Below are 22,342 nucleotides of genomic sequence, written 5' to 3'. Positions count from 1 at the left end.
ATACGGCTCCGTCCGTCGTCCACCTGCCACGCCCGAGCGGGCGCTCAGCCGGCCGCCGATTCTCGCAGACCGGCCTCCGCGCGCCCCTTCGCCCCGCGCTCCGACCGCTCCAGCCGGACCACGACCGACTTGCTGGCCGGGGTGTTGCTGATGTCGGCGGTGGCGTCCAGCGGGACCAGCACATTGGTCTCCGGGTAGTACGCCGCCGCGCAGCCCCGCGCCGTCGGGTAGTGCACCACCCGGAAACCGGGCGCCCGCCGCTCCACACCGTCCTTCCACTCGCCCACTAGGTCCACGTACGACCCGTCGGCCACGCCGAGCGCCGCGCCGTCCTCCGGGTTGACCAGCACCACCCGGCGGCCGTTGCTGATGCCCCGGTAACGGTCGTCCAGCCCGTAGATCGTGGTGTTGTACTGGTCGTGCGAGCGCAGCGTCTGCAACAGCAGCCGTCCGGCGGGCAGTTCGGGGAACTCCACCGGCGCCGCCGTGAAGTTCGCCTTGCCGGTCGCCGTCGGGAACCGGCGCTCGTCACGCGGCGCGTGCGGCAGCGTGAAGCCCTCCGGCCGGGCCACCCGCTCGTTGAAGTCCTCGAAACCGGGTATCACCCGCGCGATCCGGTCCCGGACCGTCGCGTAGTCCTTCTCGAACTCCTCCCACGGCACCACGCTGTCCGCGCCCAGCACCCGCCGGGCCATCCGGCACACGATCGCCGGTTCGGACAGCAGCTCCGCGCCCGCCGGGGCGAGCCGCCCGCGCGAGGCGTGCACCATGCCCATCGAGTCCTCGACGGTCACGAACTGCTCGCCGGAGCCCTGCACATCACGCTCGGTGCGGCCGAGCGTCGGCAGGATCAGCGCCCGCGCGCCGGTCACCACGTGCGAGCGGTTCAGCTTCGTGGACACGTGCACGGTCAGCCGCGCCCGGCGCATCGCCGCCTCGGTCACCTCGGTGTCGGGCGACGCGGCGACGAAGTTGCCGCCCATCGCGAAGAACACCTTCGCCTCGCCGTCGCGCAGCGCCCGGATGGCCCGCACCACGTCGTACCCGTGCCCGCGCGGCGGCGCGAACCCGAACTCCTTCTCCAGCGCGTCCAGGAAGGCGGGCGCCGGCCGCTCGAAGACGCCCATCGTGCGGTCGCCCTGCACATTGGAGTGACCGCGCACCGGGCACACGCCCGAACCCGGCCGGCCCATGTCGCCGCGCAGCAGCAGGAGGTTGACGACCTCGCGGATCGTCGGCACCGAGTGCTTGTGCTGGGTGAGGCCCATCGCCCAGCACACGATGGTGCGCCGCGAGCCCAGCACCATGCCGAGCGCCTGCTCGATCTCCGCGCGGGACAGCCCGGTGGCCGCCAGCGTCTCGTCCCAGTCGGCGTCCCGCGCGGCCTTGGCGAACTCCTCGAAGCCGTGCGTGTGGTCCCGCACGAACTCCTCGTCCACCGCGCCCTCGGTCTCCAGCACCAGCTTGTTCAGCAGCCGGAACAGGGCCTGGTCGCCGCCGATGCGGATCTGCAGGAACAGGTCGGTGAGCGCCGCTCCGCGCAGCATGCCCTGCGGGGTCTGCGGGTTCTTGAACCGTTCGAGGCCCGCCTCCGGCAGCGGGTTGACACTGATGATCTTCGCGCCGTTGGCCTTCGCCTTCTCCAGCGCGGACAGCATGCGGGGGTGGTTGGTGCCGGGGTTCTGACCGGCGACAATGATCAGCTCCGCCTGGTACAGGTCCTCCAGCAGGACACTGCCCTTGCCGATGCCGATCGTCTCCGTCAGCGCCGAACCCGAGGACTCGTGGCACATGTTGGAGCAGTCGGGCAGGTTGTTCGTGCCCAGTTCGCGGGCGAACAACTGGTAGAGGAACGCGGCCTCGTTGCTGGTGCGGCCCGAGGTGTAGAACACCGCCTCGTCGGGGGAGGCGAGCGCGGTCATCTCCTCCGCGACGATGTCGAACGCCCGCTCCCAGCTCACCGGTTCGTACCGGTCCGCGCCCTCCGGCAGATACATGGGGTGGGTGAGCCGCCCCTGCTGACCCAGCCAGTACCCACTGCGCTCCGCGAGGTCCGCCACCGGGTGCTCGGCGAAGAACGCGGGCGTGACCCGGCGCAGCGTCGCCTCCTCCGCCACCGCCTTCGCGCCGTTCTCGCAGAACTCCGCGGTGTGCCGGTGCTCCGGCTCCGGCCAGGCGCAGCCGGGGCAGTCGAAGCCCTCCTTCTGGTTCACCCGCAGCAGGGTCAGTGCGGTGCGCTTCACTCCCATCTGCCGCTGGGCGATCTGCAGGGTGTGCCGGATGGCGGGCAGTCCCGCCGCCGCGTGGTGGGGCTCGGTGACCTGCGGTGCGTCCTGGACCGGATCACCCTTCGGTGCCTTCGTCGCCATCGCCCGCTCCTTTCCGGTTTCCTGCTCGATGAGTCGTGTGTTCGCCGCGCGTACACGTGTTCCGCCGTCGATCCTGTCACGCGATCCTGTGCGGGTGACCGGCGGTATGGGGGCCGCGGGCCGGGGCACGGAGCGTGATCGGCCGTGTATGGGAATGACCGTAGCCCGAGAACGCCCGAGCCCGCCGAGCCTGTGGACAACCCCGGCCGGGGTGGTCGCGGAGCCTGTGGACAACCCCAACCGGGCGCCTGTCGGAGCCCGCGGACGGCCCTCGCCGGGCTGGTTGCCGGAGCCTGCTTGCGCTCTTGGCCGGGTTGCCCGCCGGAGCCCGCTGGCGCCCCTGGTCGGGCTGCCCGCCGGAGTGCGGGAGTCCGTGGGCGGACCGGAGTGTCAGTGGGGCGTGGCAGGATCGGGGGCGTGGCAGAGAAAGCATCGAAGAAGACCGAACCGACCCCGAGCGGTACCCGTCCCCGGCTGATGCTCATGGACGGACACTCGCTGGCCTACCGCGCGTTCTTCGCGCTGCCCGCGGAGAACTTCACCACCGCGACGGGCCAGCCGACCAACGCGATCTACGGCTTCGCGTCGATGCTCGCCAACACCCTCCGTGACGAGGCGCCCACGCACTTCGCGGTCGCCTTCGACGTGTCCCGCAAGACCTGGCGCTCGGAGAAGTTCACCGAGTACAAGGCGAACCGCTCCACGACGCCCGACGAGTTCCGCGGCCAGGTCGAGCTGATCGGGGAACTCCTCGACGCGATGAGCGCCCCCCGCTTCGCCGTCGGCGGCTTCGAGGCCGACGACGTCATCGCCACCCTCGCCACCAGGGCCGAGGCCGCCGGGTTCGATGTGCTGATCGTCACCGGTGACCGCGACTCCTTCCAGCTCGTCTCCGACCACACCACCGTGCTCTACCCGACCAAGGGCGTGTCCGAGCTGACCCGGTTCACCCCGGAGAAGGTTTTCGAGAAGTACGGGTTGACGCCCGCCCAGTACCCCGACTTCGCGGCGCTGCGCGGCGACCCGTCGGACAACCTGCCCGGCATCCCCGGCGTCGGCGAGAAGACCGCCGCGAAGTGGATCAACCAGTTCGGTTCCTTCGCGGAACTCGTCGAGCGGGTCGAGGAGGTCAAGGGCAAGGCCGGGCAGAACCTCCGCGACCACCTGGAGTCCGTCAAGCTCAACCGCGTCCTCACCGAGCTGGAGCGGGACGTCGAACTGCCGCGCACCGTCGCGGAGCTGGAGCGCGCGCCGTACGACCGCAAGGCCGTCGCGCTGATCCTGGACACCCTGGAGATCCGCAACCCCTCGCTGCGGGAGCGACTGTTCGCCGTGGACCCCGGTGCCGAGGAGGTGGAGGCCGCCCCGGTCACCACCGACGGCGTCGAACTCGACGGCACGGTCGTCGGCGCCGGGGAGCTGGCCCCCTGGCTCGCGGAGCACGGCACCGGCACCCTCGGCGTCGCCACCGTGGACACCTGGGCCCTCGGCACCGGTTCGGTCGCCGAGGTGGCCCTCGCCGCCGCCGGGGGAGCGGCGGCCTGGTTCGACCCCGCCGAACTGGACGAGGCCGACGAGAACGCCTTCGCCGCCTGGCTGTCCGACTCCGGCCGCCCCAAGGTGCTGCACAACGCCAAGGGCGCCATGCGGGTCCTGGCCGAGCACGGCTGGAGCGTCGAGGGCGTCTCGATGGACACCGCGCTCGCCGCCTACCTCGTCAAGCCCGGCCGCCGCTCCTTCGACCTGGACGCGCTCTCGCTGGAGTACCTGCACCGCGAGCTGGGCCCGGCCGCCGCCGCCGACGGCCAGCTCGCCTTCGGCGCGGACGACGGCGCCGAGGCCGAGGCGCTGATGATCCAGGCCCGTACGGTGCTCGACCTGGGCGAAGCCTTCGAGACCCGGCTCGCGGAGGTCGGCGCGGCCGAGCTGCTGCGGGACGTGGAACTCCCCACCTCGGTGCTGCTCGCCCGGCTGGAGCGGCACGGCATCGCCGCCGACCGCGCGCACCTCGAAGCGATGGAGCAGATGTTCGCGGGCGCGGTCCAGCAGGCCGTGAAGGAGGCGCACGCCGCCGCCGGACACGAGTTCAACCTCGGCTCGCCCAAGCAGCTCCAGGAAGTCCTCTTCAACGAACTCGCCCTGCCGAAGACGAAGAAGACGAAGACCGGCTACACCACCGACGCGGATGCCCTCGCCTGGCTGGCCGGGCAGACCGACAACGAGCTGCCGGTGATCATGCTCCGCCACCGCGAGCAGGCCAAGCTCCGCGTCACTGTCGAGGGTCTGATCAAGACCGTCGCCGCCGACGGCCGCATCCACACCACCTTCAACCAGACCGTCGCCGCCACCGGCCGTCTCTCCTCCACCGACCCCAACCTGCAGAACATCCCCGTCCGCACCGACGAGGGACGCGCCATCCGCCGCGGCTTCGTCGTCGGCGAGGGCTTCGAGTCCCTGATGACCGCCGACTACAGCCAGATCGAGCTGCGCGTCATGGCCCACCTCTCCGAGGACGCCGGGCTCATCGAGGCGTTCACCTCCGGCGAGGACCTGCACACCACCGTCGCCTCCCAGGTCTTCTCCGTCGGCCGCGACGCCGTGGACGCGGAGATGCGCCGCAAGATCAAGGCCATGTCCTACGGCCTCGCCTACGGGCTGTCCGCGTTCGGTCTCTCCCAGCAGCTCAACATCGACGCCGGGGAAGCGCGCGGACTGATGGACACCTACTTCGAGCGGTTCGGCGGCGTACGCGACTATCTCCGCCGCGCCGTGGACGAGGCCCGCGCCACCGGCTACACCGAGACCCTCTTCGGCCGCCGCCGCTACCTCCCCGACCTCAACAGCGACAACCGGCAGCGCCGCGAGACCGCCGAGCGCATGGCCCTCAACGCGCCCATCCAGGGCACCGCCGCCGACATCGTCAAGATCGCCATGCTCAACGTGGACCGTGCCCTCCGCGCGGCCGGTCTCACCTCCCGCATGCTCCTCCAGGTCCACGACGAAATCGTTCTCGAAATCGCTCCCGGTGAACGGGCCGCCACCGAAGAGATCGTCCGCCGCGAGATGGCCACCGCCGTCTCCCTCCGCGCCCCCCTCGACGTCTCCGTCGGCTCCGGCCCCAACTGGGAATCAGCCGCCCACTGACCCCACCCCCGCGCCCCCTCCCCACCGGCGCCGCCCCAGCGGGCGCACCCCCAGGGGGCGCGGGAAACGACGCGACCGACGACAGCGACCTCGCAGGCATGGGGAACCTCAGCCCCCTACTCCCCGGGGGCGCGGGGAACGGCGCGACCAACCACGGCGAACCCGCAGACACAGGGGACCTCAGCCCCCCACTCCCCAAGGGGCGCGGGGAACGGCGCGAGGAACCACGGCGAACCCGCAGACACAAGGGACCTCAGCCCCCACCCCTCAAGGGGCGCGGGGAACTGCGCGACCAGCCCCCACGGACCCGCACCCGAAAGAACCCCCCCGCCCCCAACCCCCACCCTGCCGAACCGCCGGAGGCCGTTTCACTCACGTGGCCCCCGCCAGAACGCCCCCGCGAGCCCGCGCCCGCGAGACTGCGGACATGGGTATACGCCTGCTGAACCGCCGCCCGGCCGAACCGCGCCACGCGGTACCGCTGTGGATCGTCCCCACACCGGAACCGGCGCGGCCACAGACGCCGGTCCCGGCCGTCGCGGGGAACGCGAGCACCGCCCGCATCCCGTCCGACCTGGGGCAGCACCTGCGGAAGAAACTGCGGAAACACCTCACCGCACACACCCGGCACGTCCCAGACTGGCGCGCCTGGCCCGATCTGGCACGCGGCTACGCCGCCCTGTTGCTGAACGTGATGCCGAGGCACCGCCGGGGCCCCCGCCGCACCCTCACCGTCTTCGTCGCGCGCGTCACCGAGCCGCCCACCGGCAGGAGCCCCCGCCCGTCGGCCCCGCAGACACTCGAACCCGGCCCGGGCGACGCGGGCTGACCCCTCGGCGCGGCCTCAGCGCACGCCCAGCGAGTCCCGCCGCTCTCCGGCCGTCGCCGCGCTCTCCGGGCGCCGCAGCACCCGTACACCCGCCGCGTACGCCAGCACCCCCACCACCAGCCCGGCCCCCGCCCCGAAGCACACCGTGGGGATCAGGTCCCACGGGGTGGCGACCCGGCCCCAGTAGTCCCACCAGCCGATGGCCCGCCGTACCGCCGCGGGCACCGCGCAGAGCAGCAGTACGCCCACGGCGCACCAGCGGTCCGCCGTGGACAGCACGGGTACGCCGACCGGCTCGGCACCCCGCACGTGCCGCAGCGCACGCACCAGGAACAGGACGATGACCACGGCGGCCAGTGCCGACGTGCCGTACTGGAGCCAGGTGAAGAGGGGCAACCCCGAGAACGGCCGCGCGAGGACGGGGAGGACCCGGGAGCCCCAGCGGTCGTGGTGCGTGAAGGCGTCCCAGGTCACGTGCGTGAGCCCGCCGAGCAGGGCGGAGACGTACCACCGGAGCACCGCACCGCTCCCGGCCCGCGCCCGTGGCACCCCGCACCGGGTCAGCGTGGCCGCGGCGCCCCGCCACCGCCGGGGCAGCAACGCGACGAGCGGCTCCCGCACGAACAGCCACAGCCCCACCGACACCCAGGCGATCAGCACGTCCACACCGACCACGCCGGGCAGTGAGTGCGTGTACGTGCCGAACTCCATCGCCTCCGGCACTGCGCTCGCCGCGAAGTACGTCAGATCCGGCGCGAAGGACCCCGCGATCAGCACCGACGGCACCAACACGCCCCGCCCGCTCCCGTCCCGGCGCACACCGGGCAGCACGGCGGCGGCATGGCTGAGTGTGAACGGCAAGGCATCCCCCTCGAAGGAACCGGCTGTACGGAGCACCGGCCCGGAAAACAAAGCGCCGGAAACCGACAAGTCCGGTGCGGCGCCCGGTGGAACGGGCGCCGCACCCCGCAGCGCCCGAGCACCCCGCATCCGCGACGCCGTTCAGTATGCGCGAGCCGCACCTCTTGTCCCCGGCCGCCGGTAGATGGCCAACCGGTGAAAACCGGGCACGAACGGGTGCCCCCGGCAGGCAAGTTGTCGTAGGGTCACGTGGGCCGCCGCGTCCGGGGGACATCCGCGAACGCACGTCACACGGAACTTCCGGCGGCACGGGGGCAACCAGAGCACCGGGTCAACCGTCACACCAGTGCGAGGAAGACAGGCGAGCACAAGGACGCGCACGCGTCCTCGGGAGGGGTTCACTCTATGGCGGCGCACATCGGCAGGCGGCTGCGCAAGGGAGCGGCGACCACCGCCGTGGCCGCGGCGGCGGTAGCGGCTCTGTCCGCTTCCCAGGCTCCGGGCGCGACCGGCGAGGAGGACCACGGAAGACCGGCGACCGCCGGTTCCGTGGCCCCGTCCCCCGACATCGCCGCCGACGGCCACGCCACCGGCGACTCCCCGTACTACACGGACCTTCCGCCGCTCAGGAGCCCCGACCCGAGCACCCCGCCGTCCACCATCGGCACCCCCGTCTCGCGCGGCGACGCCGAGGCCGGGATACCCGCGACCGTCCTGGACGCCTACAAGCGCGCCGAGGCGGAACTCCGCACCTCCAAGCCCGGCTGCAACCTGCCCTGGCAACTCCTCGCCGCCATCGGCAAGGTGGAGTCCGGCCAGGCACGCGGCGGCAAGGTGGACGCCCAGGGCAACACCATCGGCCGCATCCTCGGCCCGCAGCTCGACGGCAACGGCTTCGCCCTCATCCCGGACACCGACCACGGTGCCTACGACGGCAACAGCACGTACGACCAGGCCGTCGGCCCGATGCAGTTCATCCCCTCCACCTGGGCGTGGGCCGGCCGCGACGGCAACGGCGACGGCAAGAAGGACCCGAACAACATCTACGACGCGGCGCTCGCCGCCGGCCACTACCTGTGCCGCTACGACTGGAACCTCGGCACCGACCAGGGCCTGCGCACCGCGATCCTCAGCTACAACAACTCGCAGGACTACCTCAACCTCGTCCTCACCTGGCTCGAGTTCTACCGCAAGGGCACCCACTCCGTGCCCAACGGCACCGGCTCCGTCCCCTCGCGCCGCAGCGACCAGGGCACCTCCGGCGGAACCGGCGGGCACACCTCCCCGCCGACGTCACCCCCGCCCTCGCACTCCGGTACGCCCTCCGCGCCCCCGACCACCGGCAACGGCGGCGGCCACGGCTCCTCCACGCCCAAGCCGCCCACCACCCCCAAGCCGCCGACGACACCCACCCCGCCCCCCTCGACGCCGACCACCCCGCCCACCAACTCCCAGTCGGTGGACCACCTCGCGGACGCGGGCACCGCCCCGCTCACCACGATGGCCGGACACGCCTTCGACGCGAAGATCGCCACCCGCGCCGTCACTAAGGCGGGCGCCGGAGTCCCCAAGGTCCGCGTCCGGTTCACCATCACCGGTGACACCGACGCCACCTTCGCGGGCGGCGAGACCGTCGCCACCATCGCCACCGACACCAAGGGCCTGGCCACCGCGCCCGCGCTCCAGGCGGGCGAGAAGACCGGCGACTTCACCGTCACCACCGTCATCGTCGGCCACCGGGCCAAGGGCGTCACCTACAAGGCCACCGTCACCGAGCGGGCCGCCGACACCCTCACCCGCACCGACGACACCCCGCTGACCTGCACCCCCGGCGGCGAGTTCGCCCAGCAGCTCCAGCTGAAGGCCACCTACAAGAAGGCCGCCGCCGACAAGGTCGCCGCCACCGCCACCCTCATCAAGGCCGCCGACGACCCGACCGCCACCGACAAGGGCCCCTACTTCAAGGACGCCGACGGCAAGCCGGTCCGCACCCTCACCGGCCTCCTCACCGACGACAAGGGCCTGCTGACCCTCCCGAAGCTGTACGCCGACGACACCACCGGCACCTTCCTGCTCCGGATCACCACCCCCGGCGGCGGCACCGTCACCGTCGAACTGAAGGTCACCGCACCCGACACCACCCCGACCCCGACCCCGAGCGGCACCGCTTCCTGACGGGTCCCCACGACCCCGGACTCGAGACGCGCGCACCACGAGGGCGCCCCACCGCACCGGCGGAGGGGCGCCCTCGCCGATGACCTGCCGAACCTCCCCTCAACCCCCCGACGCACGACGCGCGTTCGTATGCCGTGTCGGCTCCGCCCCCGCCGGATCGGCCGGCCACGGATGCTTCGGATACCGCCCCCGCAACTCCGCCCGTACCCCCTGATAGCCGTCCGCCCAGAACGACGCCAGGTCGGCCGTCACAGCGGCGGGCCGCCCGGCGGGGGAGAGCAGATGCACCAGCAGCGGCACCCCCGCCACCACCGGCGTGTCCCGCAGCCCGAACATCTCCTGCAACTTGACCGCCAGCACCGGCCGTTCGGGATCGGCGTAGTCGATCCGGACCCGCGACCCGCTCGGCACCGCTATCCGCTCCGGCGCCAGCTCGTCCAGCCTCGCCGCCTCCCCGCCCGCCCACGGCAGCAGCCGGGCCAGCGCCTGCCCCGCGTCGATCCGCCCGAGATCCGCCCGCCGCCGGGACCGGGACAACTCCGGCTCCAGCCACTCGTCCGCCCGTGCCAGCAGCGCCGCCTCCGACACATCCGGCCACTCCCCGCCGACCCGCGCCCGCAGGAACGCCAGCCGCTGCCGCAGCACCGACGCGTCCGCCGTCCACCGCAACAGCCCCGTCCCCTCCCCGCGCAGTCCGTCCAACAGCGCCTCGCGCACCAGCGCCGGAGCGGGGTTCCGCAGCGGCCGTACGGCGAGTTCCACCGCGCCCAGCCGCTCCACGTGCCGGGCGACCACGTCCCCGTCCGCCCAGCGCACCTCGTCCCGCGCGTCCAGCAGCGCCCCGGCCGCCGCCCGCGCCACCTCCTCCGACACCGCCGCCCCCACCCGCACCCGCGCGTGCCCGCGCCCGGTCGGCCGGTCCGCGACCGCCACCACGATCCACGGCGCCCCGCGCAGCCCCGACCCCTCCACCGGCTCGGCCCGCGTCCCCGACACCGTCAGATACGAGCCGCCGTCCAGCCGCGCCACCCGCTCCGGAAACGCCAGCGCCGCCACCCGGCCCGCCAACGCGTCCTCCCCGACATTCCGTTCATCACCGGACGCCCCCACCGCCGCCCGCAGCCGACGCACCTCCGCCCGCCACCGCCCCGCGTACGCGTCACCGCCCTGCCGGACGCGCCGGAGCGCGGCGGCGAGATCGTCGCCGTACTCGCGCGGCAGCTCCTCCGACAGCAGCGCCACCGCCGGTGCACCCGCCGCGCCCGTGTCCAGCAGGGCACGGCCGAGACGGGGATGCAGACCGAGCCGCCCCAGCCGGACACCGCGATCGGTGGCACGCCCGCCGGAATCCACCGCGCCCACCGCCGTCAGCACCTCACGCGCCGCCGCCATCGCCCCGCCCGGCGGGGGATCGAGCAGCGCCAGACCCGACGCGTCCGGATCACCCCAGCAAGCCGCCTGCAACGCGAACGCGGTCAGATCGGCCACCTTGATCTCCGGCGCCGGGAACGCCGGAAGCCGCACGTCCTCCGCCTCCGCCCAGCAGCGGTACACCGTGCCCGGAGCCTCCCGCCCGGCGCGCCCCGCCCGCTGCCGCCCCGCCGCCCGCGACGCCCGTACCGTCGTCAGCCCGCTCAGCCCCCGCGCATGGTCCACCCGAGGCTCCCGCGCCAGCCCCGCATCCACCACCACCCGCACCCCCGGCACCGTCAGCGAAGACTCCGCGACCGATGTCGCCAGCACCACCCGCCGCCCCCGCCCCGGCGCCAGCACCGCGTCCTGCACGGCGGCCGGGGCCCGCCCGTGCACCTGGAGCACCTCCACCCCGGCGGGCTCGCCCAACTGCCCCGCCACCCGCGCGATCTCCCCGACACCCGGCAGGAAACACAGCACGTCCCCGCTCCGCTCGGCCAGCGCCCGCCGCACCACCGACGCCACATGCCCGAGCAGCGCCGGATCGACCCGCATTCCGTGCGGCGGACGCACCGGCCGCCCGGGCGGCGCCCACACCACCTCCACCGGAAACGCGGTCCCCGCCGCCTCCACCACCGGAGCCCCGCCCAGCAGCCGCGCCCACCCCTCGGCGTCCGTCGTCGCCGACGCCGCCACCAGCCGCAGCTCCGGGCGCAGTGTCTGCCGTACGTCCCACAGGAACGCAGCCGCCGTGTCCGCGTCGAGATGCCGCTCGTGGCACTCGTCCAGCACCACCACGTCCACCCCCGGCAACTCTGGGTCCCGCTGGAGCCGTTGGAGCAGCACACCGGTGGTCACCACCTCCACCCGTGTGTGACGGCCCACCACTCTCTCCCCGCGCACGGTGTGGCCCACGCTCACGCCCGGATCCTCCCCGAGTAGCCACGCCATCCGCCGGGCGGCGGCCCGTGCCGCGATCCGGCGCGGCTCCGCCACCACCACCCGCCGCGCGGGCCCACCCCCGACCAGCCCCGCCAGCACCAGCGGAACCAGCGTCGTCTTGCCTGTCCCCGGCGGCGCCACCAGCACCGCCGTACCGTCCCCCGCCAGGGCGTCGCGCAGCGCGGGCAGAGCGGAACGGACGGGCAACGCGTCCAGCACGTCGTCACGCATCGAGCCCTCCAGTGTCGTAGACCCCCACGGGCCGTCCCGTGCCGAAGCCGGGCATGTCCTCTGGCAAAAGGCTAGGGACGTCCACGCCGCGAATGAATCCGGGTGTCCCCCGTGCCGGGCAGGCCGACCGCCCCCCTGCCGGAGGGGAGGGTGGCCCCACCGAAGAAAACCGGGTGTCCCCCCGCCCATGAGGGGGACACCCGGTGTGCGACGGACGACGGGGCCGGTCCGGGAATCCACGCGACCGCCCCTGACGGTCGGCACGGTCGGCGCGACCGGCCCCGGGGAGTCGCTGGAACCGGTCCCGAGAGTCGGTTGAGCCGGTCCCGGTCCCGGGAATCGGCGGAGCCGGTTCGGAGAAGGGGTCAGTGCCGCTCGCACACGAAGATCGCCGTCCCCGGAATCAGCCCTCCGCGCAGCGGCGACCAGCCGCCCCACTCCGAGCTGTTCCAGGCCGGCCACTCCGGCTCCACCAGATCCACCAGCCGGAAACCGGACGCCACCACGTCCCGCACCCGGTCCCCGAGCGTGCGGTGGTGCTCCACGTACACCGCGCGCCCCTCGTCGTCCTGCTCCACATAGGGAGTGCGGTCGAAGTAGGAGGAGGAGACCGTCAGCCCGTCCGGGCCAGGCTCGTCCGGGAACGCCCAGCGCACCGGATGCGTCACCGAGAACACGAACCGTCCGCCCGGCCGCAGCACCCGCCGGACCTCGCCCAGCACCAGCCGCGGGTCCGCCACGAACGGCAGCGCCCCGTACGCCGAGCACGCCAGGTCGAACGACCCGTCCGCGAACGGCAGCGCGCCCGCGTCCGCGCACACCAGCGGGAACGGCCCGCCGATCCGCAGCGCGTGCTGGAGCTGGCGGTGCGAGAGGTCCAGGGCGACAGGCCGGGCACCCTGCGCGGCCAGCCAGCGCGAGCACTGCGCGGCGCCCGCGCCGATCTCCAGCACGTCCCGGCCCTTCAGACCCTCCGGCGGGCCGAGCAGCTCGGCCTCCACCTCGTCCAGCCCCTCCGGGCACCAGACGAAACGGTCGTCGCCGAGGAACGTGCCGTGCTCGACCTGGTACTCGTCCGCGTTGCGGTCCCACCAGCCCCGGTTGGCGCGGGCACTCTCGGACACCCCGGCGTCACGCCGGGTCGCTTCCGGCTCGAACCCCTCGGGTCCGTGCCCTTCCGGCTCTTGGATGATCGGCTCCCTCGTCGTACTCTTCCGTCCCACCGCCCGGCGCGACGAACGTCACGGAAGGGGGACGCGCCGTACAGGGCGGCCTCGTGGGACGATTTGATGTGCCGGAATTGCGGCGATCCGTCGCGGGTGTGCGCCTTCGCGCATTGACCCTGTCCGGCTGCCCCCGTATGCTACAAGTTGCGCTGCGGGCCTGCGCACCTCAGACGTAGCAGGCTGCGCTCGCTTCTGCTGTATGTCCCCTCGGTTGTCGAGGCGCCATCACCAGTTACCGGTGAGGCGCTTCCTTGGCTGTCCGGCTTCTTCAGAGCGATCACGGGCTCCCGGCGTAGCAGTACCTACGACTTCAATGTCCGTACCGGAGCCCTTTCCCACATGACGAGCAGCACCGAGACCACCGCCACCACCCCGCAGGTTGCGGTCAACGACATCGGTAACGAGGAAGCCTTCCTCGCCGCGATCGACGAGACGATCAAGTACTTCAACGACGGCGACATCGTCGACGGCGTCATCGTGAAGGTCGACCGGGACGAGGTCCTGCTCGACATCGGTTACAAGACCGAAGGTGTTATCCCGAGCCGCGAGCTCTCGATCAAGCACGACGTTGACCCCAACGAGGTCGTCAAGGTCGGCGACGAGATCGAAGCCCTTGTTCTCCAGAAGGAGGACAAGGAAGGCCGCCTGATCCTCTCGAAGAAGCGCGCCCAGTACGAGCGTGCCTGGGGCACCATCGAGAAGATCAAGGAAGAGGACGGCATCGTCACCGGTACCGTCATCGAGGTCGTCAAGGGTGGTCTCATCCTCGACATCGGCCTCCGCGGCTTCCTCCCGGCCTCCCTGGTCGAGATGCGCCGTGTCCGCGACCTCCAGCCCTACGTGGGCAAGGAGCTCGAGGCCAAGATCATCGAGCTGGACAAGAACCGCAACAACGTGGTCCTGTCCCGCCGTGCCTGGCTGGAGCAGACCCAGTCCGAGGTCCGCCAGACCTTCCTCACGACCCTCCAGAAGGGTCAGGTCCGCTCCGGCGTGGTCTCCTCCATCGTCAACTTCGGTGCCTTCGTGGACCTGGGTGGCGTCGATGGTCTGGTCCACGTCTCCGAGCTGTCCTGGAAGCACATCGACCACCCCTCCGAGGTCGTCGAGGTCGGCCAGGAGGTCACGGTCGAGGTCCTCGACGTGGACATGGACCGCGAGCGCGTCTCCCTGTCGCTGAAGGCGACCCAGGAAGACCCGTGGCAGCAGTTCGCCCGCACCCACCAGATCGGCCAGGTCGTGCCCGGCAAGGTCACGAAGCTGGTTCCGTTCGGTGCGTTCGTCCGCGTGGACGAGGGCATCGAGGGTCTGGTCCACATCTCCGAGCTGGCCGAGCGCCACGTGGAGATCCCGGAGCAGGTCGTCCAGGTCAACGACGAGATCTTCGTCAAGGTCATCGACATCGACCTGGAGCGTCGCCGGATCTCGCTGTCCCTCAAGCAGGCCAACGAGTCCTTCGGTGCCGACCCGGCGTCGGTCGAGTTCGACCCGACCCTTTACGGCATGGCCGCGTCCTACGACGACCAGGGCAACTACATCTACCCCGAGGGCTTCGACCCCGAGACCAACGACTGGCTCGAGGGCTACGAGACCCAGCGCGAGGCGTGGGAAGGCCAGTACGCCGAGGCCCAGACCCGCTTCGAGCAGCACCAGCAGCAGGTCATCAAGTCCCGCGAGGCCGACGCCGCCGCTGCCGCCGAGGGCGGCGAGGCTGCCGCTCCGGCCGCGTCGGGTGGCGGTTCGTACTCCTCCGAGGGTGCGGACACCTCCGGTGCGCTGGCTTCCGACGAGGCGCTCGCCGCGCTGCGTGAGAAGCTCGCCGGTGGCCAGAGCTGACCGCTCACCGCTGTGCCTAGCCGGTAACTCCGGCTGAGCCGAGGTCTCTTGAGGGGCCGTACCTTTCGGGGTACGGCCCCTCAGGTGTATCTCCGGGGCGGCCGGGGTTCCGAGGCGGCGGGGTCGGGCCGTATCAACGGGGGTCCGTCAGCCGGGTGATCGTCCGCTGTCGTCGGCCGCGCGGTTCCCGCGCACCTTGGGGAGTTGACCGCGCCGTGCACCGAGAAGGCCACCGCGTCCCGCCGGGGAGTTGACGGCGTCCCCGGGGAACAAGCCCGCCCCGTCGTCCTGCCGTTCCGCACCGGCGGCCGATCAAGGGAAAGGGCGGAGCGGGGAATTCCCCCGGTGCGGGGCGCGTTCTTCCTGTCGGACACGAGGAGGAGCGGTCACAGTGCTTGATCCGCAGGGTTTGTACGCATGGGAGCCGAAGGGCCTGGCCGTCGTAGACATGGCGCTGGCACAGGAGTCGGCCGGTCTTGTCATGCTCTACCACTTCGACGGGTACATCGACGCCGGTGAGACCGGCGACCAGATCGCGGCGGGCATCCTCGACGCGCAGACCCACCAGGTCGTGGCCCGCTTCGACCACGACCGGCTCGTGGACTACCGCGCCCGCCGCCCGCTGCTCACCTTCCAGCGCGACCAGTGGACCGACTACGAGGTCCCCACTCTGGAGGTCCGCATCGTCCAGGACGCCACCGGCGCCCCCTTCCTGCTGCTCTCCGGCCCCGAACCGGACGTCGAGTGGGAGCGGTTCGCGGCGGCCGTCGGCCAGATCGTGGAACGGCTCGGCGTGCGCCTGACCGTCAACTTCCACGGCATCCCGATGGGCGTACCGCACACCCGTCCCGTCGGCCTCACCCCGCACGGCAACCGCACCGACCTGGTCCCCGGCCACCGCAGCCCCTTCGACGAGGCCCAGGTCCCCGGCAGCGCCGAGGCGCTCGTCGAGTACCGCCTCGCCGAGGCCGGGCACGACGTCCTCGGTGTCGCCGCGCACGTCCCGCACTACGTCGCCCGCTCCCCGTACCCGGACGCGGCCCTCACCGTGCTGGAGGCCGTCACCGCCGCCACCGGCCTGGTACTGCCCGCCGTCGCGCACGCCCTGCGCAACGACGCACACCGCACGCAGACCGAGATCGAACGCCAGGTCCAGGAGGGCGACGAGGAGCTGACCGCACTCGTGCAGGGCCTTGAGCACCAGTACGACGCGGCGGCCGGGGCCGAGACCCGTGGCAACATGCTCGCCGAACCGGTGGACATCCCGTCGGCCGACGAGATCGGGCTCGAATTCGAACGGTTCCTGGCCGAGCGCGAGGGCGAGAACTAGCAGCGCGGGTCGTCAGGGGCGTTCTTCCGGACGGTCCGGCCCGGCTGCCGCCGGGGTGCCGGGGCATCGTCCAGGGGGCACCCCCTAAGCTTCGGGCCATGCTGAAAGTGGGCCTGACCGGCGGTATCGGTGCCGGCAAGAGCGAGGTGTCGCGGCTGCTCGTGGAGCACGGCGCCCTACTGATCGACTCCGACCGCATCGCGCGCGAGGTCGTCGCCCCCGGCACCGAGGGCCTGGCAGCGGTGGTGGACGCGTTCGGCAGGGAGATCCTCACGGCCGACGGCAGCCTGGACCGCCCTCGGCTCGGCACCGTCGTCTTCGCGGACCCCGAACGGCTCGCCGTACTGAACGCGATCGTGCACCCCCTGGTCCGCGACCGCTCCGCCGCGCTGGAGGCCGCCGCGACCGAGGACGCCGTTGTCGTCCACGACGTACCGCTCCTCACCGAGAACGGCCTCGCCCCCCTCTTCGACCTCGTGATCGTCGTGGACGCTAGCCCCGAGACCCAACTCGACCGGCTGCTGAGGCTGCGCGGCACCACCGAGGCCGACGCGCGTGCCCGCATGGCGGCCCAGGCGACCCGCGAGCAGCGCCGGGAGATCGCGGACATCGTCATCGACAACGACGTGCCTCTGGAGGCGCTGCGGGACCGGGTGGCCGAGGTGTGGGCGGAGCTGGAGCGCCGGGCCAGGAAGGGCTGAACCCGGGGTCCGCGCCGGACCCTGAACGGCATGCGCCCCGGCGGACCGCCCGCGCGCCGGGGGTGCTCGTTTGAGCCGGTGGCCGGAATAGCCGCCCTCACAGGGGCGTTGAATCACCTCAGCAAGGGAAGGACTGTGCCGTGCCCGAGACCAGCGGTTCGCCCGGACGTACTCCGGAGACGCATGTCATCGACTTCCGCGCGGCCGAGCAGCTGCTCAACGCGCGGGACCCGCGAGGCGCGGTGAAGCTGCTCGACGGAGTCATCGCCGCGCATCCCGAGAACACCGCCGCCCGGCTGCTGCGCGCCCGCGCGTTCTTCGCCGCCGCTCAACTGCGGCCCGCCGAGCTTGAGTTCACGATCGTGCTGGAGCGCGAACCGGACAACGCGTTCGCCCACTTCGCGCTTGCCCGCACCTACGAACGCCAGGGCCGCGCCGACCAGGCCAAACGCCACTTCCGGCTGGCGGCGGCGCTGGATCCCAACCCGGAGTATCTGCGGGCCGCGCGGTTCGACGCGTAGGGGATGGACCAGGGGCGTCCAGGGGTTTGCCGGGGGCCAGTCCGCTGATGTCTGTGGGGCCGGTGAAGCTGCTCAGGGGTGACGCTGTCGTGGTGGCCCCGGACGGCGCTGCGGCCCGTGCCCCCGCGGCCCGGTCCCTGGTCGGCCGCCGTGCTCCACCGGCCGGTACGGGGGTATGTCCCGGCCCGGCTGGTAGTGGGGTCCTTGCCGCATGTGCCGGACGATCATGGTCATGTCGATGGTGACCACCAGCCACAGCACCCCGCACGCCATCGCCCACCCCGGCCGTCCGACCAGCGCGAACACCGCTGTCCCGAAGACGGCCCAGACCAGCCCCCACACGCTCAGCCAGAAACGCGTCCGCAGCGGGCTGCGGGCGGTCACCGGTTCATTACCTGTACGCATCGGACCACCACTCCTCCTTGCAACGTACTCTTCGCCGGGGACGCACGCCGTTCGATCCGCACCCCGTACTCCCCGCCCCCCGGCCCGTACTCCCCACCCCGCACCCACGCTGTACTCCGCACCCCGTGGTCCGAGCCGCCGTGTCCCGTGTCGCCGTGATCCGTTCCGTGGGGCCCGCCGCGCGTGGCCCGACCCGCGCCGAAGGAGGGTGCCGGTGCTTCCGGACGCCGACGATCTGCCCGATCTGCTGCTCGACCTGGCCGTGCCGCACGAGGACATCAACGAACTCGTCGCCCGCCGACGCCAGATGACCGACGCCCCGGAGCTGCGGGACCTCCTCGACGAATGCGTACGGGAACTCCTCCGCGACCCCGACGACCTGGGCCGCACTCCCGAACTCGGGGCCCTCTTCGCCTCCGCGCCGCCGGACCTCGTCGGCCTCTTCCCGGTCTACGTCTTCCTCGCCGCCCTGCCCCACACCCTCGCCGCGCACCGGGCGCGCGGTGTCCCGGCCGAGATCTCCCGGCGGACCCTGGCCGACCTGGGACGGCAGTGCGCCCTGCACCGCCGCAGGCACGACCGGCCCGGAGTCCACGCGGCCCGCTGGCTGGCCCGGCACTTCCGGGGCGAGGTCCACCAGCTCGGGCGGCTCCAGTTCGAGCGGACGCGGACCGGTGGCTGGGCCGCGCCGGGACTGGCGACGGCCGGACTCCCCGCCGCACCCGGTACGCCCTGCCTCAACCTGCACATCCCCGACTTCCGGGGCCCGCTCACCCCGGCCGCCTGCGACCGCTCGCTGGAACTGGCCCACGCCTTCTTCGCCGCGCACTACCCGGAGGAGCGGTACGACCTGGTGCTCTGCCATTCCTGGCTGCTGGACGCCCAGTTGAGGGACCATCTCCCGCCGGAGGCGCACATCGTCCGCTTCCAGGACCGCTTCCGCCTGGCACCCAGGGACACCGAACCCGCCGACACCGAACCGGTCCGCTTCGTCTTCGGCGACGCGGATCTGCCGGTGGACGACCTGCCCCGCCGCACCTCCCTGGAACGGGCGGTCGGCGACCATCTGCGGTCCGGCGGTCACTGGTACATCGGCCACGGATGGTTCCCGCTCGGCACCGAATGACTCGAACGAGTGAACCATCCTCGAACGGGAACGGCGATGCGGGAGCGGTCCGTTCACCTGGCATGACGATCGAGACACGTGAGGGATACGAGGGGACGGGGCCCTGCGGGTTCACCCCGGACGGCGGCTGCGCGGTCGAGTTGTACGCGGGCCTGTCGAAGGGGGAGAGCGCCGGACGTCGTCGCCGCTTCGGTACCGCCCGGAGCGAGCCTGCTCGCACTGGGCTGTGGGGAAGACCGGATGACCCGCCCCCTGCTGGAGAGGCTCTGAGTCCGTAGCCGTGCCGGGGGCTTCGGGCGGCTGAGAGTGGAGGGGGGTGCGAAGGGGCCTGGCGCGGTGTCGGTCGGCGGCGATGAGTTCGGAGGGCGGAGGGGGTCTGTATCCGTGATGACGACAGAGCTGTGAGACTCAGGAGATCACCATGTCCGACACCGCCGTTCCCTCCCCGGAGGCAGGAACCGCCTCCGCTCCCCGCCCGCGCCGGAGCGTGGCCGGGATCGCGCTGCTCGCCCTCCAGATACTGCTGGCCCTCTTCTACGGCGTGGCGAGCGCGCTGCCCAAGCTGATCGCCCACCCCACCGCCGTGGAGTCGTTCGACAGGATCGGCTGGGGGAGCGGGGCGATGTACACCATCGGTGCTCTGGAACTGGCTGGTGGGATCGCGCTGTTGATTCCGGTCCTGCAGTCGGTCGCGGCCATCGCGCTGGGCGCGCTCATGATCGGCGCGTTCATCGTCCAGCTCACCGCCTTCGACGGGCAGAACGCGGCGACTCCGCTGGTCCTGCTGCTACCGCTGGGACTGATCGCATGGGCCCGGCGGGGACGCAACGCGGAGCTGGCAGGGCTGATTCGGGGGGTGGGACGCAGGGGGTGAGATGAGGGTGTGGCGGGGGAACGGACGGCACGGTCGAGCGAGCTGAGAAGGGGAGGGAAAGGGGATGGAGAGGGCTCGGGGAAAGGGAACCGGAGGTTCAGCGCTCCCGGCGTCGGCCGCCCGGTGCGCGTCCCCTGTCCCGGTGGTCGGTGTGGCCCCGGCGGTCGCGGTGGTCCCGGCCACGGTTGTCGCGGTCGCCCCGGCCGCCCTTCGCGTCCGCGTTGTGCTCGCCCTGCTCGCCCTTCGCTTCCTCCGGCTCCTGCTGCGACGCGGTGCCGGGGTTGGCGAAGCCGGGCGGGGGCGGGCTGTGGACCGCGAAGCCGGGGGTGCCACCGACACCCCGCAGGCGCTCCATCTCGCGGCGGTCCCGCTTGGTGGGGCGTCCGGTGCCACGGTCACGGACACCGGCGGGGGCACTGGTGTCGCGGGGCGGAGGCGGCGGGGAGTTGTCCACGTAGCAGTGGACGGCGACCGGGGCGCCGACCCGTTTGCGGATCAGTCGCTTGACGATCACGACGCGTTCCCGGCCCTCGTGTCGCAGCCGTACCTCGTCGCCGACGCGCACGGAGTAGGCGGGTTTCACACGGTCACCGTTGACGTGGACGTGGCCGCCACGGCAGGCGGTCGCACCGAGGGAGCGGGTCTTGATCAGGCGGACCGCCCAGATCCAGCTGTCGATCCGCACCGACTCCCCGGCCCCGGGCCCGGCCGCCTCGGCGGCGGCCACCGCTGCGGCGACCTGGGGGTCCAGCGGCGCGGAGTCGGGGGAGCGGCCCGCGTCGGCGGGGCCGTTGCCGCCGTCGGTCGCGGCTGCGGCGGGGGTCCCGGCCGAGGCGGTACCCGTGTTCACACCGTCGTCCACCACGTTGCCGCCCACCACGTCCGCGTCCTCGGAAGCCATGTCCCGACCCTAACGCCCCGGCCCGGGGAAGCCGGAGCCGTTTTTCCCGGCCGTGCCGGGCGGTGGCCGGGCATACGGTGGCCGTATGGACGATCACCGCAGCGCGCTCGCCCGGCTCGACGGGCGGGTGACCGAGTGCCGGGCGTGCCCCCGGCTGGTCGAGTGGCGCGAGGAGGTGGCCCGTACGAAGCGGGCCGCGTTCGCGGACTGGACGTACTGGGGTCGGCCGGTGCCCGGCTTCGGTCCCGCCGACGCCCGCCTCGTCCTGATCGGGCTCGCCCCGGCCGCGCACGGCGCCAACCGCACCGGCCGCATGTTCACCGGAGACCGTTCCGGGGACGTGCTGTACCAGGCGCTGTACGACGTGGGGCTCGCCTCGCGGCCGACGGCCACGCACGCCGGTGACGGACTGGAGCTGTATGGCGTGCGGATCACCGCGCCCGTGCACTGCGCACCGCCCGACAACAAGCCGACGCCGGGGGAGCGGGACACCTGTCGGCCTTGGCTGGCAGAGGAGTTGGAGCTGCTCCGCCCCACTCTGCGGGCCGCCGTGGTGCTGGGTGCCTTCGGCTGGCAGGCCGCGCTGCCCGCGTTCGCGGCGGCGGGCTGGACCGTCCCCCGGCCCCGCCCCGCCTTCGCCCACGGCACCCGGACGGCGCTCGACGGGCTCGACCTGTTCGGCTGCTTCCACGTCAGCCAGCGCAACACGTTCACCGGCCGCCTCACCCCCGAGATGCTCCGCGAGGTACTGCGCACAGCGGCCGACGCGGCGGGGCTTCCCTAGGGCCTGTCTTCAAGCTCTCCTCGTCGTCCGGAGGACGGCCCCGCGGCGTCCGGTGCGTGCTCTCGGCGTGTCGGCCGTGATCCCTCGTACTGGGCGTACTCGGGATCGCGGCCGGTGCGGCGAGAGGGCGTGCCGGGCGTCGTGGGGCAGAGGGGAGTTTGAAGACAGGCCCTAGCTCGGGGTGGCCTCCCGATCCGTTCGGTCCTGCCGCGGGTGCCACTCGTAGCGGACATCGGGTTCGTGCTCCTCGTTGCCGCTGCCGTCGGTGCGCTCGACGGCGACGAAGCCGTGACGCTCGTAGAAGCGGTGGGCGGGCTCGTTGATCTGGAAGGTCCACAGAGTGAGGCCGCCGGGGCTGCGCTCCTTGGCGAGTTGTACGAACCGGTCGCCCAGGCCGTGGCCGCGCCATTCCGGGGCCAGATAGAGCTGGGACAGCTGTGCGCCGTTCAGGACCATCATCCCGACGACACCGGCGCCGGGCGCGTCCGCCACCCAGGTCTCCCGCAGCGGTACGACCACGTCCCGGATGTAGTCCCGGACCTCGTCGTCGGACCGGGGCCGTACGACCGTGGGCAGCGCGGCGGTGAACGACCGGAGCCAGACGTCGGCGACCCCGGGTGCGTCGGCCGCCTCCGCCCGCCGGATGACCACGTCGCCCGTCGCCGGTTCCGGCACCA

17 protein-coding genes and 1 pseudogene are annotated in these 22,342 nt (G+C 72.6%); 11 read left to right on the top strand and 7 right to left on the bottom strand.

The window, feature by feature from the left end:
• Positions 1–44: 44 nt before the first annotated feature.
• Complete coding sequence (locus KUM39_RS25275; RefSeq protein WP_217788086.1) at positions 45–2,369, bottom strand: FdhF/YdeP family oxidoreductase; 2,325 nt, start codon at positions 2,367–2,369, stop codon at positions 45–47.
• Positions 2,370–2,786: 417 nt separating this feature from the next.
• Here KUM39_RS25275 and polA point away from each other — a divergent pair, with 417 nt between their 5' ends.
• Together polA and KUM39_RS25265 are read left to right on the top strand one after the other, a co-directional pair.
• On the top strand, positions 2,787–5,513 hold the full coding sequence (polA, locus tag KUM39_RS25270) for a DNA polymerase I (protein ID WP_217788085.1): 2,727 nt from the start codon (positions 2,787–2,789) through the stop codon (positions 5,511–5,513).
• Between the two features lie 427 nt (positions 5,514–5,940).
• Positions 5,941–6,342 (top strand): hypothetical protein, encoded by a 402-nt coding sequence (locus KUM39_RS25265; protein ID WP_217788084.1) that lies wholly within the window; start codon positions 5,941–5,943, stop codon positions 6,340–6,342.
• 15 nt (positions 6,343–6,357) lie between these two features.
• Here the strand turns inward: KUM39_RS25265 and KUM39_RS25260 are convergent, their stop codons facing one another.
• Positions 6,358–7,203 carry a DUF4184 family protein gene (locus tag KUM39_RS25260; protein WP_217788083.1) on the bottom strand — a complete coding sequence of 282 codons (846 nt, stop codon included), beginning with the start codon at positions 7,201–7,203 and terminating at the stop codon, positions 6,358–6,360.
• 405 nt (positions 7,204–7,608) lie between these two features.
• Between KUM39_RS25260 and KUM39_RS25255 the strand changes: the two genes are divergently transcribed.
• Positions 7,609–9,378, top strand: a complete 1,770-nt coding sequence (locus tag KUM39_RS25255; RefSeq protein ID WP_217788082.1) for a lytic transglycosylase domain-containing protein — start codon at positions 7,609–7,611, stop codon at positions 9,376–9,378.
• Between the two features lie 99 nt (positions 9,379–9,477).
• On the opposite strand, the gene hrpB is transcribed toward KUM39_RS25255, so the two are convergent.
• Together hrpB and KUM39_RS25245 are read right to left on the bottom strand one after the other, a co-directional pair.
• On the bottom strand, positions 9,478–11,964 hold the full coding sequence (hrpB, locus tag KUM39_RS25250; protein ID WP_217788081.1) for an ATP-dependent helicase HrpB: 2,487 nt from the start codon (positions 11,962–11,964) through the stop codon (positions 9,478–9,480).
• A gap of 365 nt (positions 11,965–12,329) precedes the next feature.
• Positions 12,330–13,187, bottom strand: a complete 858-nt coding sequence (locus KUM39_RS25245) for a class I SAM-dependent methyltransferase (protein ID WP_217788080.1) — start codon at positions 13,185–13,187, stop codon at positions 12,330–12,332.
• 342 nt (positions 13,188–13,529) lie between these two features.
• Here KUM39_RS25245 and rpsA point away from each other — a divergent pair, with 342 nt between their 5' ends.
• From rpsA to KUM39_RS25225, 4 genes are all read left to right on the top strand, one after another.
• Positions 13,530–15,023, top strand: a complete 1,494-nt coding sequence (gene rpsA / locus KUM39_RS25240; RefSeq protein WP_217788079.1) for a 30S ribosomal protein S1 — start codon at positions 13,530–13,532, stop codon at positions 15,021–15,023.
• 391 nt (positions 15,024–15,414) lie between these two features.
• The gene (locus tag KUM39_RS25235) at positions 15,415–16,353 is read left to right on the top strand and encodes a PAC2 family protein (protein WP_217788078.1); all 939 of its coding nucleotides are present in this window, start codon (positions 15,415–15,417) and stop codon (positions 16,351–16,353) included.
• Between the two features lie 98 nt (positions 16,354–16,451).
• A complete protein-coding gene (coaE, locus tag KUM39_RS25230; RefSeq protein WP_217788077.1) occupies positions 16,452–17,054 on the top strand; it encodes a dephospho-CoA kinase in 603 nt (200 codons plus the stop codon).
• A 140-nt stretch (positions 17,055–17,194) separates the two neighbouring features.
• Complete coding sequence (locus KUM39_RS25225; protein ID WP_217788076.1) at positions 17,195–17,575, top strand: tetratricopeptide repeat protein; 381 nt, start codon at positions 17,195–17,197, stop codon at positions 17,573–17,575.
• Positions 17,576–17,647: 72 nt separating this feature from the next.
• Here the strand turns inward: KUM39_RS25225 and KUM39_RS25220 are convergent, their stop codons facing one another.
• A complete protein-coding gene (locus KUM39_RS25220; protein ID WP_217788075.1) occupies positions 17,648–17,980 on the bottom strand; it encodes a DUF6343 family protein in 333 nt (110 codons plus the stop codon).
• Positions 17,981–18,194: 214 nt separating this feature from the next.
• Here KUM39_RS25220 and KUM39_RS25215 point away from each other — a divergent pair, with 214 nt between their 5' ends.
• From KUM39_RS25215 to KUM39_RS25210, 3 genes and pseudogenes are all read left to right on the top strand, one after another.
• Complete coding sequence (locus KUM39_RS25215; protein ID WP_217788074.1) at positions 18,195–19,106, top strand: acyltransferase domain-containing protein; 912 nt, start codon at positions 18,195–18,197, stop codon at positions 19,104–19,106.
• A 62-nt stretch (positions 19,107–19,168) separates the two neighbouring features.
• Positions 19,169–19,370 (top strand): annotated as a pseudogene (locus tag KUM39_RS28395) (SAM-dependent methyltransferase); the annotation flags it as partial.
• Positions 19,371–19,527: 157 nt separating this feature from the next.
• Entirely contained in the window at positions 19,528–19,980 is a 453-nt protein-coding gene (locus KUM39_RS25210; protein ID WP_217788073.1) for a DoxX family protein, read from the top strand.
• Positions 19,981–20,077: 97 nt separating this feature from the next.
• Here KUM39_RS25210 and KUM39_RS25205 read toward each other — a convergent pair whose 3' ends face one another.
• On the bottom strand, positions 20,078–20,881 hold the full coding sequence (locus KUM39_RS25205; protein ID WP_217788072.1) for an RNA-binding S4 domain-containing protein: 804 nt from the start codon (positions 20,879–20,881) through the stop codon (positions 20,078–20,080).
• Between the two features lie 85 nt (positions 20,882–20,966).
• Here KUM39_RS25205 and KUM39_RS25200 point away from each other — a divergent pair, with 85 nt between their 5' ends.
• A complete protein-coding gene (locus KUM39_RS25200; RefSeq protein WP_217788071.1) occupies positions 20,967–21,665 on the top strand; it encodes a uracil-DNA glycosylase in 699 nt (232 codons plus the stop codon).
• Between the two features lie 171 nt (positions 21,666–21,836).
• Here the strand turns inward: KUM39_RS25200 and KUM39_RS28390 are convergent, their stop codons facing one another.
• The gene (locus KUM39_RS28390; protein WP_372455816.1) at positions 21,837–22,340 is read right to left on the bottom strand and encodes a GNAT family N-acetyltransferase; all 504 of its coding nucleotides are present in this window, start codon (positions 22,338–22,340) and stop codon (positions 21,837–21,839) included.
• Positions 22,341–22,342 lie beyond the last annotated feature (2 nt).

It is taken from the genome of Streptomyces corallincola (genome assembly GCF_019104725.1).
Classification (GTDB): domain Bacteria; phylum Actinomycetota; class Actinomycetes; order Streptomycetales; family Streptomycetaceae; genus Streptomyces; species Streptomyces corallincola.
This window is presented reverse-complemented; position numbering and strand designations above follow the sequence as displayed.